This window comes from Leptospiraceae bacterium, from assembly GCA_015075105.1.
GTDB lineage: Bacteria > Spirochaetota > Leptospiria > Leptospirales > Leptospiraceae > JABWCC01.
This window is the reverse complement of record JABTUZ010000001.1, coordinates 1679784-1695217: the sequence shown is the minus strand read 5'-3', so window position 1 is coordinate 1695217 and position 15434 is coordinate 1679784. Positions and strand designations below refer to the sequence as shown.

General features: G+C 33.8%; 11 protein-coding genes and 1 other RNA gene. 8 read left to right on the top strand and 4 right to left on the bottom strand.

The window, feature by feature from the left end; all coding sequences use genetic code 11:
• Nucleotides 1-78 precede the first annotated feature (78 nt).
• The 8 genes from HS129_08315 (at nt 79) to ssrA (ending at nt 9168) form a co-directional block, all read left to right on the top strand.
• Nucleotides 79-1854, top strand: coding sequence for a HAMP domain-containing protein (locus tag HS129_08315; protein MBE7412048.1), 1776 nt, complete (start codon nt 79-81; stop codon nt 1852-1854).
• The gene (locus HS129_08310; protein MBE7412047.1) at nt 1841-3595 is read left to right on the top strand and encodes a FecR domain-containing protein; all 1755 of its coding nucleotides are present in this window, start codon (nt 1841-1843) and stop codon (nt 3593-3595) included. Before HS129_08315 ends, HS129_08310 begins: the two co-directional genes overlap by 14 nt.
• Nucleotides 3592-4527 (top strand): hypothetical protein, encoded by a 936-nt coding sequence (locus HS129_08305; protein ID MBE7412046.1) that lies wholly within the window; start codon nt 3592-3594, stop codon nt 4525-4527. Before HS129_08310 ends, HS129_08305 begins: the two co-directional genes overlap by 4 nt.
• Entirely contained in the window at nt 4524-5189 is a 666-nt protein-coding gene (gene bioD, locus HS129_08300) for a dethiobiotin synthase (protein MBE7412045.1), read from the top strand. Before HS129_08305 ends, bioD begins: the two co-directional genes overlap by 4 nt.
• Nucleotides 5186-6478: an adenosylmethionine--8-amino-7-oxononanoate transaminase gene (gene bioA, locus HS129_08295; protein ID MBE7412044.1), complete on the top strand. Its 1293-nt coding sequence runs from the start codon at nt 5186-5188 to the stop codon at nt 6476-6478. The genes bioD and bioA overlap by 4 nt, the downstream gene beginning before the upstream one ends.
• Before the next feature lie 36 nt (nt 6479-6514).
• Entirely contained in the window at nt 6515-7579 is a 1065-nt protein-coding gene (bioB, locus tag HS129_08290; protein MBE7412043.1) for a biotin synthase BioB, read from the top strand.
• Nucleotides 7576-8637: an FAD-dependent oxidoreductase gene (locus HS129_08285; protein ID MBE7412042.1), complete on the top strand. Its 1062-nt coding sequence runs from the start codon at nt 7576-7578 to the stop codon at nt 8635-8637. Before bioB ends, HS129_08285 begins: the two co-directional genes overlap by 4 nt.
• A gap of 179 nt (nt 8638-8816) precedes the next feature.
• Nucleotides 8817-9168: a transfer-messenger RNA gene (ssrA, locus tag HS129_08280) on the top strand.
• A gap of 19 nt (nt 9169-9187) precedes the next feature.
• Here ssrA and HS129_08275 read toward each other — a convergent pair.
• The 4 genes from HS129_08275 to HS129_08260 form a co-directional block, all read right to left on the bottom strand.
• Nucleotides 9188-9433 (bottom strand): hypothetical protein, encoded by a 246-nt coding sequence (locus tag HS129_08275; GenBank protein MBE7412041.1) that lies wholly within the window; start codon nt 9431-9433, stop codon nt 9188-9190.
• Between the two features lie 325 nt (nt 9434-9758).
• Nucleotides 9759-12128, bottom strand: a complete 2370-nt coding sequence (locus tag HS129_08270; protein ID MBE7412040.1) for a hypothetical protein — start codon at nt 12126-12128, stop codon at nt 9759-9761.
• Complete coding sequence (locus HS129_08265; protein ID MBE7412039.1) at nt 12125-13195, bottom strand: hypothetical protein; 1071 nt, start codon at nt 13193-13195, stop codon at nt 12125-12127. Before HS129_08265 ends, HS129_08270 begins: the two co-directional genes overlap by 4 nt.
• The gene (locus tag HS129_08260; protein MBE7412038.1) at nt 13188-15338 is read right to left on the bottom strand and encodes a cation:proton antiporter; all 2151 of its coding nucleotides are present in this window, start codon (nt 15336-15338) and stop codon (nt 13188-13190) included. Before HS129_08260 ends, HS129_08265 begins: the two co-directional genes overlap by 8 nt.
• Between the last annotated feature and the right edge of the window lie 96 nt (nt 15339-15434).

Here is a 15434-nt window from a genome sequence, read left to right as displayed (position 1 = left end):
GCCCACAGTAATTCGGAGTCTGTAACTTCGGAGTCAAAGGATTTTCATATTTCAAAATGGACTATTCGATGGAAGATGATGCTTGTTATCTCTACAATCATGGCTTGTGCTTTAATTGGGATTATTTCAGTTGCGACTTATTTCTTTAAAACAGATTCTGAGCTTAGAATCAAAGAAAATAATATTAAGATTACAGAAGTTATTACTCTGAAAGTCAGTTCCGACTTAAAAAATTTAGCCAACGATGCAAAAATTTTTATAAGCTCTATGAAGGGAAAAAGAAATAGTTACGAGAGAAATACTTTTTTTGAAACCGAGAAAGATTTTTTGCTCATAGGAGTTTACTCTAGGGAAGATACCGGATTAGAGCCTATAAATATAAATTATAATTATAAATATCTTGGAGATTCTGGATTGGACTCTTCCGGTTTAGATCGCGCAATTCAAAAAAATGCGAAATTTTTTTCTAAGTCAACCCATGGAACGATGATGGTTCAAAATCTTAGCGAGGGGTTAAGCACACCGTTAATAGGAATATCTTTTTCTCGTGATGAGAATTCTGATGAAATTATCATAGTGGTATTAAAAATGGATCACATTCAAAATGTATTTCAGACTTCAGGTTTGACTGAAATTTTTATGGTGAATTCTGAAGGTGCAGTGGTTGTCCACCATGATAAAAATGTACTTCTTTCCGGAACCAAGTTTTCTGATTTACCTATTTTCAAAGTAATGCTTTTGAGTCCACTGGACAACGGTCAGACAAGGTATAAATACGGTGACTCTTACTATTTAGGCTCATTTAAAAAATTGAGCAATGTGCAAGCAGGAATTATCTCTACTGTTTCAGAGGACAAGGCTTTTGAAGAGGTCTATAATATTCGCAGAAGAAATATTTATTTAATGGTTATCGTAGTTTGTCTGTCTGTGATAGGAGTATTTTTTTATTCTAGATCCTTAGTCCAACCAATTTTGGAGTTAGTAGGTGCTACTAAAAAAATAGAGAAAGGTCAATTCATTTTAAATATAAGACCAAAGAGTAGCGATGAGATTGGATTACTTACAAATTCTGTAATTCACATGAGTCAGGGATTACTCGAAAGAGAAAACATGAAAGATGCTTTCGGTAAATTTGTAAATAAAGAGATGGCAGAGCTTGCTTTAAAAGGTGAGTTGAAATTGGGTGGAGAGAAAAAATATTGTGCAATATTTTTTAGTGATATAAGGGGTTTCACGGCAATCTCAGAAAAATTAGAACCGGAAGAAGTAGTAGAGTTTTTAAATCAATATCTGTCTGAAATGGTTGCTTGTGTAAATGAATACCATGGGGTAGTCGATAAATTTATCGGAGACTCTATTATGGCTGTGTGGGGTGGGCTAAAAACTTATGGAAACAATACCGAGAATGCAATCAACACTGCGTTAAAAATGAGAAAGCTACTCCTCCAGTTCAATAAGGGTAGAGGGAGTGCTAAAAAACCAATCATTCATATCGGTTGTGGAATCAATACCGGCTATGTGATCTCCGGTCAAATAGGCTCTCAAGAAAAATTAGAATATACCGTAATTGGTGATGCAGTGAATCTTGCCTCAAGAGTGGAATCTGCAAGCAAGGCTTTTGGTACGGATATTTTAATTAGCGAAAATTCGTATAAGGAAACTGAAGGAATTTTCAAAGTAGAAAAAATGCCTGCGATAAAAGTGAAGGGAAAGACCGAGCCACAAACCGTGTATGCGGTACTTGGGAGAGAAGACGATCCAAAAACTCCCGAAAATGTAAAAGAGTTGAGAAAAATTCTTGGAATTGTATTTAAACAGGGAGATACCAAGGGCGAAAAGTATGCGATTGTCTAATCAAGAATGGAAACTACTTGGCATTCTAATTGCAACAATTTTTATTTTTTCGGGATTATTGTATTATGATTTGAATAAGAAAGAAAAATTTGGAAATAGAGACATTATCGGTACAATCACTTTTAAAAAAAATATAGTTCAAAGAAAGTTTGATAGGCAGGTTACATGGGCGAGGTTAGAAAAAAATAGCCCGCTTGCAAACAGGGACACTGTTTTATCGTCGGACTTTAGTGATGCGGTAATCCGACTCAACGACGGCACAGAAATTCAAATAGACGAGAATACTATGCTATTTCTTGAAGTGTATGGAAAAGAAACAAATTTAGATTTTGAGACCGGGTCTATCAAAATAAAAAGAAAAGACGCTTCGGGGGAGTTGAAGATCAAATCAAAAGACACTACGATTGAAGTAGAATCGGGAGATGTTAAGTTAGAAAAATCAAAAGACAAGAATTTGGATCTTTATGTAAATGAAGGAAAGGCAAAAATCAGCGATGGAAAATTTTCCAGAAGTCTGAATAGCGAAGAAAGAGCCGAGTTCGGAAAAGATGGAGTCTTGGTTTCAAAAATTGGTTTGAAACTAGTTTTTCCTGAAAATCAAAAAATGGAATACCAAACAAATCATCCTATTCTATTTCAGTGGTCAAAATCAAAAGATTTTTCGGCTACGAATTTTGAAATTAGTAAAAGACGAAATTTTTCTTCTATATGGAAGAAAATACACATCAAGGATAACTCTGCTTCGATTCGTATTGATGAAGAAGGCACTTATTATTGGAGAGTGGCAGGTCTAAACCAAAAGACAAACAATGTCGAAACAAGTGAATCTCGAAAAATTATTATTTTACAAAAAGAAGAATTAAAATTACTATTACCGAGAAATGGAAGTGTTATAAACTTTCAAGCCATTTTACCCAGGATAAATTTCCATTGGAAGAAGTTGCAAAATGCAAATGGATATAAACTGCAAATAGCAAAAAATCAAAATTTTACTGATTCTCTTAGAACATTTGATGTGTATTCTAATTCTTATGGAGTGGAGAATACAAAAGAAGGTAAGTATTTTTGGAGAGTGATCGTGAAGAGTGGTGTTTCCGGGGCAGAAGAGAAATCTACCGTCTCTACATTTTCCGTTATCCAAAAAACAAATTTAGACACAGAGACTCATAAATCTGCCAAAGAAAGTTCAGCCGATGAAAAGGAGAAAAAATTTACAGAACTTAAAGAGAGCACAAAAAATCTGAATAAGGTTCAAGAAAAAGAAAAATCTAAAACAAAAAATAATTCTCAAACAAAAGAAAATTTATCAAGAAATAGAAATCACTCTAATGATAAAGAAGAAGATTTAGAGAATAGAAGTAATAATGTTCAGGAATTGAAAGCTCTCTATCCAGTGAATTCTGAAGTAGATTTGGTAAAAGAGAAAGCCCTCAAATTCAAGTGGACAGACTTAATCGAAGTAGAATCATACTCTTTCAAATTGTTCAATGCAAACAAGGGACAAAATAAATTAATCTATCATAAAGAATTGAATTCCAATTTTATTTCAATTACCGACTTTTCAATTGTGGAAGAAGGGGAATTTTATTGGACAGTTACTTCTAAGATGAAGAACAAATCAAAGAGCAAGTTAGTAAAAAGTAATTTTAGAATAGTAGCCAAAAGCCGGTTGAAAAATATAAAACCGTCTGATATAAAATTAATTTCTCCTACAACAATTTATAAGGAAGACAAAAAATGAAAAAATTATACGTTATGATTTTTTGTGTTTCCATCGGTAGTTTTGCCCAAGACAGAGGAGATGAATATATAGCTTGGACAAAAATTCCTGATGCAAACGGGTATGTAGTTGAAATCAGAAATGAATCCAAAGAAATTGTTCTACAAAAAAAAGTGACGACAAGTTTTCTTGAAGTCAATTTACAAAAGGGAAAATACGAAGTTAGAACTGCACCTCTCGATATTTTCGGAAAACCAGCAGTTTGGTCGAATTGGGAAATAATCAAAGTTATAGTATCTATTCCACCAGTGGTCTCGGGGAAACAACCTCCCGTAAAACTACAAACAGGCAAAAAGAATCCAGATATAAAAATAGAAGGAAAGAATTTTCTTGATAATATACAGGTGTATGCAAAAAATAATTTAGAAAAAATTCCAAGTAAATCTGTGAAAGTTTCAGAGGGCGGCAATTCTGTTTCATTCTCTTTGGATACAAAAGAAGCCAAGCCCGGAACTTACGATTTAGTATTGGCAAATCCCAGAAAAAAAAATATAGAGATAAAAGATTTTGTAGTGATAGGCGAATCCTTGGATGAGTATTCATGGAAAGAATACTTAGCCTATCTGAATGGATTAAAAAAATCTTGCCCCGGGTCAGAGACACCTGATTATCTTGTGCAGGATTGTTTTCAAGAGTATATATACGTTGATTTTTCAAACAAGGAAAAAGAAATAGCGTTTCAGTTTTTAAAAGCTGTAGGGAATAATTACAACGATAGATTTTCTGCCTACAATTACTTTGCCAAAAATTGTCATTTTGCGTTTAAGCCGATAATAGGGTATTTAGAATATAAATTGAATTCTTCTGATTTATCTACAGATTCCATAGAAATATCGGCAATGAAAAGAACTCTAAATACGTTAAAAAATTGTACCGGAAAGAATTCGCTTTGAGTTTTTTTGTAACTGCTACCGGCACCGATGTGGGGAAAACTATTTTTTCTGCTTTTGTAATTGCAAAATTCAAAAAAAAATATAATATAAAATATTGGAAACCCATTCAAACCGGAATGGATATAGATTCACAAAAGATTCATAGTTTAACCGGATTAGAAAGCGATAATATAAAGCCCTCTCTTTATCATTTTTATTATCCGGCTTCTCCTCATTATTCGGCTTATTTTGAAATGGAAACAATAGACACTGGACTTGTTATAGACGAATTAAAGAAAATTCAAAACTTAAACTATGTTATTGAAGGAGCCGGTGGAGTTTTAGTTCCGATTAATGAGGATAAATTACAAATAGATATATTCTCTGAAGTAAAAATTCCTGTGGTAGTAGTGTCTTCTTCTGAGCTTGGAACAATCAACCATACCTTGCTTACCATAGAAGCTCTTAAAAAGCGGGAAATGAATATTTTGGGTTTTTATATATACGGAAAAAATAATGAACTCGTTGAAAATAATATTGCAACAATCGAAAAATTTTCTAAAATTCCGTTTCTCGGAAAAACTTTTCTACCGGAGGATATTCGAGATACCGATTCATTTATTCAATTTACGGACAAAGATTTTGACAAAGAAAAAATTTTAGAAAAAGCGTTATTTCCGTGATTTGGCATCCTTACACAATCCAGAAAAATGGAACGAAGCCAATTAGAATAAAAAGTGCAAGAGAAGAGTTTCTTTTCGACGAGAATGGAAAACGCTACATTGATGCGATCTCTTCTTGGTGGGCGAGTATCCACGGGCATAACCACCCTAAGATCGTGGAGGCGATTCGGACTCAACTGAATAGTTTGGATCATGTTTTATTAGCCGGGTTTACCCACGACAGTGCAGAGAGATTAAGTGAAAAATTAATTCAGTTTACAAAAAAGAATTTTACTCGAGTATTTTATTCTGATAACGGGTCTTGTGGGGTTGAGATTGCACTCAAGATTTCTTTTCAGTATTTTCAAAATAGGAATCAACATGAGAAAAATGAAATCCTTCATTTTTCTTTGTCTTACCACGGAGATACCATTGGGGCTATGAGTGTTGGGGGAAAGTCGCATTACAACAATAATTTTTCTAAATTGTTTTTTTCTTCTAAAGAGTTTATTTCTCCAGATTGTTATAATTGTCCCTTAAATAAAAATCCTTCTGACTGCAAAGTAGAATGCTTGAATGAATTAGAGTTGTATATAGCCGAAAATGGAAAAAAAATTTCTTCAATCATACTTGAGCCTTTGATTTGGGGAGCCAATGGCATGGTTTTTTATGAAGGAAAAGTTTTGCAAAAAATACGTACGTTATGCGATAGAGAAGATATTTTATTAATTTACGATGAGGTGTTTACAGGTTTTGGTAAAACTGGAAAACATTTTGCATTTGAAGAGGCAGATGCTACACCGGATATTCTGGTATTAGCGAAAGGATTAAGTGGAGGAACGCTTCCAGTTGCAGCGACTTTAGTAAACGAAAAGGTGTATGAGGGGTTTTATTTTAAAGAATTGAATAAGGCGTTTTTGCACGGACACACAATGACAGGGAATCCATCTGCTTGCTCTGCCTCCATCGCATCCATTGAGATTTTTGAAAATGAGAATATTTTATACAAGATTAAAAAACTTGAATATAGAATGAAAGAATATTCATCTAAACTAAAAGAGGAATACGGAGAGCTGATAAAGGTTAGGTGTCTCGGTGCTGTATGTGTGATGGAAATAGTTTCAGAATATGCAGGGGTTCAGGGCAATGTATCTGAAACAGTTAAGCTAAAATGTATAGAAAAAGGCGTAATTATCCGACCTTTAGGGAATGTAGTTTATGTAACTCCTCCTTATGTAATCAGAGAAGAATCTTTGAGAGAAATATTTGAAGCTGTTCGCTATGCCCTTTCATTTTTAGTGAAAAAATAATTGGTTTTTTTGCAAAGGTTAAAATAGGATGAAAATATGATTATAAAAGAAGAAATAACATCAAAGGTTGAAAGTATTCTAGATCCGAATGAAGCCCTGTCTATTTTGGAAGGGAGTGTTTCTATTACACAAGTGTTGGACAAAGCCTATCAAGAGAGAGTAAAATATTTCTCTAACAAAGTCAGAATTCAAATCTTAGACAATATAAAAAATGGTCACTGTTCAGAAAATTGCGGGTATTGTGCACAAAGAAAAGACTCAAATTCCGGTATCCAAGAATATTCTACAAAATCACACGAAGAAATTATACAAGATGCGTTAGACGCTAAGAAGAATGGAGCGTATCGTTTTTGTATGGTCACTTCGGGGAAAGGACCTACAGATTCTTCTATTGAGAGATTAACAAAATCAATACGAATGATTACGAATGAAATTGGATTAAAGGTTTGCTTATCTGCCGGAATTTTAGATGAATCTAATGCTTTAAAACTAAAAGATGCAGGATTAGATAGATACAATCATAACTTGAATACTTCAGAGGAAAGCTATGATAAGATTTGCAATACTCATTCCTATAAGGATAGAATGGATACTCTTGAAATTTTGAGACGCTTTGAAATAGGAACATGCAGTGGAATGATAGTTGGGATGGGTGAGAGTTTAAGAGAAATCGTTGAGGTCGCATTTCAATTGAAGAAAATGGAAATCGCTTCTATCCCTATAAATTTTTTTATTCCTGTAAAAGGACACGCAATCGAAAATGTCAGCCGACTCACGCCAGAATTATGCCTTAGAATATTATGTGTGTTTCGATTAGTGAACCCGGACTCTGAGATCAGAATCGGAGCGGGTAGAGAAGGGCATTTGAGAGGATTACAATCTATGTCCTTATTTCCAGCGAACTCTTTGTTTGCATCTGGTTATCTGAATGTAAAAGGAAGTAATGCTTATGAAACAGTGGAGATGATTAGAGATGCAGGGTTTGAGCCTGAATTTTCCGGTGAGTTTGAATTTAGTGAAAAAAGGCAAAATGAGAAGTTTGATTATTCTACTGAAAATATTACAAATTTATATAAATTCAAAAAAGATAAAGATACATGAAAACAGCAATAATTGGGTCTGGAATTACAGGTGCAGTGCTTGCAAGAGAAATTCAAGATTCAATAGTATTTGAAAAAGATTTAGACATAGGAGGCAGAACCTCTACTAATGAATTTTCAGAAAGAGAAAGATTCGATCCTTTTTCTACTTTTTTTTCTGATAAAATTTCTTATTCGGGTACAAATAATTCAAAAGAAGAGTTCTCGCTTCTTTCCTACTTGGCAAAGAATGAAATAGATGTTGAGTGTATTCTTTCTACGTTCTCTTCCAATCATTATTACCCAAAGAATGGAATGAAAGAAATGATTAAAAAAATTCTTTCTAAAAATCAAATTTTTTTATCTCATAAATTATTGGATATATCGAGAAATCCCCAAACGAATCAATGGGTTTGCTCTTTTCAAAACGGGAAAGAGCTTGGATTTGATAGAGTGATCCTTACTCCACCACTACCTAAGTCACTCGCTTGTTTGAAAAGTTCAAAATGTATGTCTGAGTGGGAAGATTTTATCTCTCCTTTTGTGGAATACAAGGCTTCGACTATTTTAGTAGGGATTTGGAAAGGCTTATCGAATGAGACCAATCGAAAATTAGCAGACTTACACGAATCTACATTTTTTCGCAAAAACGAAGATGCAGAATATATTTCAATCGAGAGTTCTAAATTCAAAGAGTCTGAAGATTCACTTATTGTAATGATTCAATTTGGTCAGTCCTTTAGTTCAAGAAATTTAGAAAGGTGGGTCACGAGCAACAACTCTCCAACTAGATTTGCTAAGATTACGGGTGAGTCTTTTTTTCAAAAGTTTTTTATATCCAAGGGCTTTTCAGAATTGAAAGACCAGCCCCCACTTGAGTTGTTTGCTTTTAAAAAGCGTTATGCGGCCCCTGATAGATCTTTATGGAAAAAAGAAGACTTACACCTTAGTAGTGAATTATTTTTAAAATATATTGAGCTTGGAAGAAAGCACGGAATTTGGTTGGCTGGTGATTGGGTGTTTGGAGCGAGAATTAGCAGGTGTGCCTTAGGTGCGACAACCCTCGCTTCTCAGCTGTGATTTTCTTACTCTGAAAAAAAAGGTCCTTAATACAAAGGACCAAAGCCAATAACACACACAATTTAGCTAATTATTCTTTCGGTTGGTTTTATTTTTCACTGCATTATTTTTTGGCTATCGGAGATTTTTTTTTCAAAAAAAATAAACTTTTTTTTGATTTTGTCGTCTATATAAGTAACGGGGACGACACTGGTTTCGACTGTTACAGTCTTCGATGTAGTGGCATGTAGGGGTGAGGGACCTCTTAAAAACCTTCAAAAAAACAAACGCTAACAACGAATTAGCATTAGCAGCTTAATTTAAGCTGTTTCGATTTTAGAGTCTTATTCTCTCGGTGGATTTTAAAATCGTCACTAAACGAGAGGCGAAATTTCTGATGGCTGGTTTTTGGAAATTTTTGTAAACAAATCAGCTGGAAGTGGATTACCTGGTTTTCGGTGAAACCTCTTCGAGATTTATAGAAGACCTAAACTTGTAGAGGCTACATTAGAGCTTAATAGGACGGGGGTTCGATTCCCCCCGTCTCCATTTTTTGAACTGAATCGTAAAACTATCTACACACTTTTACGTTTGCTGCTGTAGAGCAAGAAGATGTTCCAGATACTTTACAACCTCTTTGTTCACAAGTTTTTCTGTCTGCTTGAGTGTCTTTTCCAGAATTGGATCTGCACTGTTGACAGGAACTTCCAGAAGAACAAAGAAAGCAAAGCTCTCCGGCAGAAATCTCTCTTGGGCTGATTGAAAATAGTGTTACTAAAAGAAACAACACCCCGGTAAATGATAGTATTTTTTTCATATTTCCTCCAATGTAAAAAAATATAACGACATAGTAAAAGTTACATAGGAATAGTCAATATCTTTCTTAAAATTTTATTTCCTGAAATTTATGACGCTACTGCAAAAACCCCCTTCAGGGCTTTTTACAACGCTAGAAAATGGCGATTTTATTGGCTTTTTGAACAATTGCTTTTTCAAAAAACGACTTTTTGCAGGTACGCCATTTATAACAATTCTAAAAAATAATTAGAGTTTTTATCCGATAGTATTGACGAATATACTGAAAACTTTACAGACATACTTCTTAATGTATTCAGGATGATTCATCTTGAGCGTAACATTTTTTACTTTTCTACGATAAACAAATCTGCATTTCCTTGAAAGTCATGTGGAGTTTGTATTTCACCTTTGTAAATAAAACTCTCTCCTTTTTTTTCAGGAATCAATTTCACTTCACCAAGTAAAGAGCCTGTAGATTTACTGATTAGCTTGCCATAGATATTCAAGTCCCCTTTTTTAGAAATATAAGAAACAGGGTATTTGTGGTCATTCCAAACAAGAGATGCAACTGTTCTGCCTGAGCCTTCGGTTTCAAGTAAAGGAATGGCTGAAATGTCAAAGCTATAACTATATTTTTTATTTTTATAGATTTCGTTTACTTTTAATACGGTAGGACCAGTGGATACTATGCTTACCGGCAGAACTCTATAAAAATTCATATTGGCAGGTATAGAAAATTTTAAATTTTTCCCTCCAGGGATAAGTGCTTCTCCTTTGTCTAAGCTGATTTCGTACTCTATTTCTTGTGCTTCATTTTCATTTATTTTTTTTTGTAATACTAAATATCCGAATCCAGATTTCTCATCTACTAAATCGAAACTGACCTTATTGAATTTTTGAATATTTGCGAACTCTGTCGTAACTTCCATACTTTGGTTGGAGGAAATATTTCTAGGTTCCCACCAAAGTGCAACCGCAGAATCTCCAGTTAAGTAGCGATCCTCGTTTACCTCGATTTCCCAATCTGTAGAGAATCCGTTCCACCAATTAATGAACGCTATCTTTTCCGGTGGAGTTAATCCCATCCCGATTAAATTGTTTCTGATATATACAGTTCCAGAGTCATTCACATCAAAGGTTTCCCAAACTGGACTTGTGGCCGGATTAAATTTTAACTCTTTGATATAAACGTATTCTTCTTTTCCGACTGCACCCGGGATCGTAAATGGGACACCATCATTGTTTCCTGCCCATGTATCGAGTAAAAGCCTAAAGCCAACACTCGTATTTCGTCCGGAAAGATTTTTTGCTCCAAGAGAAATTTGGATGGAGTCATAATTGGACTCTATAGCTTTTATTTTTAGATAGACTTCGATATTCTTTTCAGGAATTGATGCAAGAACCAAAGACTCTTTCTTATCTTTTGAAATTTCTGATTTAAGAATATTTAGTTTGTGGAATTTATAAATATCTTCGCCGACCTTAACTGAGATAAAAGACGACCAAATTCCATCTGCATACACTCCATTTGGATGACCAAAAATTGTATCTACCGGAGTAGAATTAATTTTAGATCCCATTGAAAATTGCCCGTTAGACAAAACTTTTGCTTCCATTTCTTTTCCCTGAACTGTCAACATAGGTAATTCTTGAAAAAATCTAGAAAAGAAATCAGAATACCCCGAATTAAAAAAAGCGGGTACATTTTGGATTTCGTAAGCGTTTGGATTTACTGATGCAGTAAATTGAGATTTAGAGCCGAATTGCTCTAAGGTTTGCAGTGTATCATTTGAAAATGTGGCTAACTCAAAAGTAAGCGTATTCTCTGTTTTTGTCATATTGAGTGACGAAACTGGAAATGAAAATTCTAAATTTTCAGATAAATATATTTCTTCGGTTGCATAGAGAGGATTTTTAAATCGAATGTCTTTGTTTCCTTTGATTATGAGTTTGTATTTTGTGTTTTCTTTTAAACCATTGCAACGAATAGAGCCGCTAAACAAATCGTCAAATCCTGTATTTGCATACACAGGTCCGGATGGCTCTGTAATGTGGATACTGCAACTAATTTGAGATTGTATTTTTTCTATTAGGGACAGAACTCTTGCTTTTAATTTTTCGTTGGAAGTTAGATCCGGCTTCTTGGATAGAGAAATTTTTAAATCTTCTAACGCCAATAACTCTTTTTCGTATTGAAAGTTTTCGAGAATACTTAGCGCTTCACTGATCATGTATTCCGGTGAGTTCAATTTTTCTTCAAACTCAGACTGCATTTTTCTAAATTTTTCAGATTTTGAAAAAGAATTGGATTTTATTATTTTTAATGCTTCTTTCCATTTCTCTTCTTTTTCAAAGGATTTTAATTTGTTATATTCTATCGATACAGTAGAAATCTTTTTATTGTTCTCAACCTTCCAAAGTTTTTCATCTTTTTTTTCTATAGACTTGGATATATCTGAAATACTCTTCAGGAATTCTTCAACGGGCTTTTCGCATACTAAATAATTCGATTGAGACTCGCTTTCTTCTTTGCAATTTCCATTTTCCCAAGAATTTAATGAATTCAATAGACTGGAATAATCATTCTTTGAATCGACGGATTCTCCGAATATTAAAATAGAGTCAGGGTATTTTTTTTGAATTGCCTTTTGTAAACTACTGCAATTCATAGAAAACAAAATAAACAGTAATATTAAACCAATATTGAATTTCATTTTTCGTTCTCCGATTTTTGAATTATAATTTCTGTTTCGGGTGGAGTATTGTCTATCTTGCATTCAATAGAAAGAATATCAGACGAGTTTCCAGCTAAGTCAATAGACATGGCTTCAAGTTTGAATTCTTCTTTTTCTATAATGGAAATCGGCTTTTGATATACAGTCCATTTTTCTTCTCCATTTTTTCGGTATTGTATTTTTTTTAATCCAGATTCATTGTCTTTGCCTTCTAAAGTTACAATGGACTTCGGTGTGCAGAAAGGATAGCCTTCTTTTTCTACTAAGGGTTGGATATTGTAAACCAATTTAGGATTTTTAGAATCGGATACTACTTGGAAAACAACTTTCTCTGATTTGTTTTCTAAATTATCTTCGGAAATAAATGATAAAGAAAAACTCCCTTCGCTTTTCAATTCGTACTCTTCTCCTTGCACTATTTGGAATCCTTCTCCTTCATCTACATAAATATTTTTTAATCCGGAAATTGAATCTATGGCAGAAATTTTAAATTTTTGTCCGGGTTTAATATAAAGAATTCCATTATGATTGGTGGGTGGGTCGATTGCAAAAACACTTATTTTGGGAGGAGTATTGTCGATTATGACAAAGAAGTCTTTTGTTTCTTCTTTATTTCCTAGATTATCTTCAGAAAAATATGCAATCCTTTTCTCTCCTTCTTCTTGAATAGCTATCGGCTCAGTGTATTTTTTGTTTTCAATTCCATTTATAGAGTAGTAGGTAATGGACTCCTTGTATTTTTTAAAATTTGTTTCGAGATTGAATTGGGTGTAACTATTGCTAAATAGTCTTCCTTTCTCGTCTTTATAAATTTTACCAACTTTTTTAGGGTCGTGGATTCTTGCCTCCATTTGTCTCATAATTTTTTTTTGAGAAATTTTCTTTTTCTCTTCGATTTTTTTTTCTTCAGAGACCTCGTTCGTGATAATTTTACGAGGAGCAATTTGTACTTCTTTTTGGTATAAAACTTTTTCACTGTAAATTATCGAATTTAAAAAAAAGAATATACTGAGGACTAAATACTCCGCAACTTTTCTCTTAGTCATTTTTTTTACTCCTGAATAAATTTCCGATTCCTTTAGTAATCTTTTGAATTGTTTCGATTCCCATATTTAAAGGCTCTGTAGCTATATCGTACCCTTGTTGCAGTCCATCAGGGTTGTACTGCTCTGGATAAATAAGTAGTTTACTATTTGCTTTAAAATGTTTTTCTATTTTAATCGGCAAGTTTTCTAAAACAGACATATAAGAGGGGGCGCTTTTTCTTGCTGAAACCAATACAAATAAATCATTTTCATGGATATTTCTTGCAAGGACTAAAAAGTCTTCCCACTCACTAAATTGATTAATCGAAACCGCAGAGGCAAATTTAAACTTTTTGAATCTGTCTTCAAATGCTTTTCCTGTCAGCTCATTGCAATAGAGCGAGATCGGGAGACTTAGCTCTTGTGCTAGTTTCGCTATTTTCAATAACCAATTTTCAAATCCTTTTTCGCGTTCAGAAAAAGGTGGAGAGGCAATCACAATTCTTTTGTGCAGTATCAATGGTTTTACTAGGTGACAAATAAAAGTATTTTTATCTGTATTGGTTAGAATACTATCAACTTTTTCACCAATTAGCTTGTCTATAAAGCCTGTTTTTTTTGGCCAGCCGAGCACGATAATATCTGCCATTATCTCTCTGGAAATTCTAGAAATTCCACTTGCAGCGTTATGGTCAATAGTGGTGAGTATATTTACTTTTGTTTCTGATGCGATTGCCTGCTTCGCAAATTCTTCTAATTTGTTTCTTGCTTTGATTATATTTATTTCTGCCTCATCGTTATTGGATACTACAGATAGGATTGACAATGGGTTGGGTGATTTTTTGTCTTTTATAAAAACTGCAAACTCTAAGAGCTTATCCATGTTTTCTACGTTTGCAATCGGTAATAAAATATGCTCTTCATTGTCCTTTTTGTCTTTAGAAATATCGGAGGTATCATTTTCAGATTCTACAATGATTTGTTTCGCTGCTTTTTCTGTAGCAAATGAAGCGACAATGCAGGTAATTAAAATTAGTATAATCGTGCCGTTTAAAATATTTTCGTCTAAGATTTTTGCTTCATACCCTACTAATATAATTGCAAGAGTAGCTGCTGCGTGTGCACCGCTTAGACCAAATATGAGCTGTCTTTGGGCTTTAGAATATTTGAATACGATTTGTGTAACAAAGGCTGCAATCCATTTTCCGAATAATGCGACTACCGAAAGTGTAAGTGCTACGATGAGTGCAGTCGGGCCATTTAATAGTACCCGAATATCTACAAGCATTCCTACACTGATTAAAAAAAAAGGAATAAAAAGTGAGTTCCCGATAAACTCGATTCTATTCATAAGTGCAGAAGAATTCGGAATCAGTTTATTTAAAGCAAGACCTGCAACGAATGCACCTATAATAGGTTCAACCCCTGCAACCTCAGCTAAAAAGGCAGCAAAAAACACAATGGATAAAACAAAAATATAGTGAGAGTGTTTTTCACTTTCTAATTTTTGAAAAAACCATTTTGCAATTTTAGGAACAATATAAAACATGATTGCAGAAAATATGGCAAGCGATACACTTAAACGAATCCAAAATTCTTGATTTAAGTTTCCTTTTGAGTTTCCTAAAATCACTGCAAGAATAATAAGTACCGCAGTATCCGTTAAAATTGTTCCGCCAACGGTAACGGCTACAGCCTGATTTTTGGATATACCAAGTTTACTTACGATAGGGTAGGCTACTAAGGTATGAGTCGCAAACATACTTGCGGTTAGAAAACTGGAATTAAAATCGTAACCAAGCAGATAATGACAAACAGGAAAACCTATTGCAAGAGGAAAGAAAAAAGTAAACAGTCCAAATCCAAGGCTTTTATTTCTGTTGGCTTTGAATTCATTCATGTCCAATTCAAGACCTGCAATGAACATAATGTACAATAGCCCGATAGTTGAAAAGAGAGTAATTGCAGATGTTTTTGCAAGTATGTGGAGTCCGTGTGGACCAATCACTACACCGGAAATAATCAGTCCAATGATTCCGGGAATATTTAGTTTACGAAGTACAATCGGGGATAGAAGAATGATTAGAAGAATTAAGGAAAAAATCAGTACAGGGTTTGTGAGTGGTAGTTCAAATTCTCGCACTAAATGGTTAAAAAAGTTCATAGTGAAATTATCCTAAATAAATATCTGCTTAAACAAAAGTGTTTTTGGCTAAATTATTGATTTGATTCCAATATCCCTGTAAATATTTGCAAGTAA

Coding starts and splice junctions, on each gene's coding strand:
- HS129_08315 (MBE7412048.1), top strand. CDS start 79: ATGCTTGTTATCTCTACAATCATGGCTTGTGCTTTAATTGGGATTATT.
- HS129_08310 (MBE7412047.1), top strand. CDS start 1,841: ATGCGATTGTCTAATCAAGAATGGAAACTACTTGGCATTCTAATTGCA.
- HS129_08305 (MBE7412046.1), top strand. CDS start 3,592: ATGAAAAAATTATACGTTATGATTTTTTGTGTTTCCATCGGTAGTTTT.
- bioB (MBE7412043.1), top strand. CDS start 6,515: ATGATTATAAAAGAAGAAATAACATCAAAGGTTGAAAGTATTCTAGAT.
- HS129_08285 (MBE7412042.1), top strand. CDS start 7,576: ATGAAAACAGCAATAATTGGGTCTGGAATTACAGGTGCAGTGCTTGCA.
- HS129_08275 (MBE7412041.1), bottom strand. CDS start 9,433: ATGAAAAAAATACTATCATTTACCGGGGTGTTGTTTCTTTTAGTAACA.
- HS129_08270 (MBE7412040.1), bottom strand. CDS start 12,128: ATGAAATTCAATATTGGTTTAATATTACTGTTTATTTTGTTTTCTATG.
- HS129_08265 (MBE7412039.1), bottom strand. CDS start 13,195: ATGACTAAGAGAAAAGTTGCGGAGTATTTAGTCCTCAGTATATTCTTT.
- HS129_08260 (MBE7412038.1), bottom strand. CDS start 15,338: ATGAACTTTTTTAACCATTTAGTGCGAGAATTTGAACTACCACTCACA.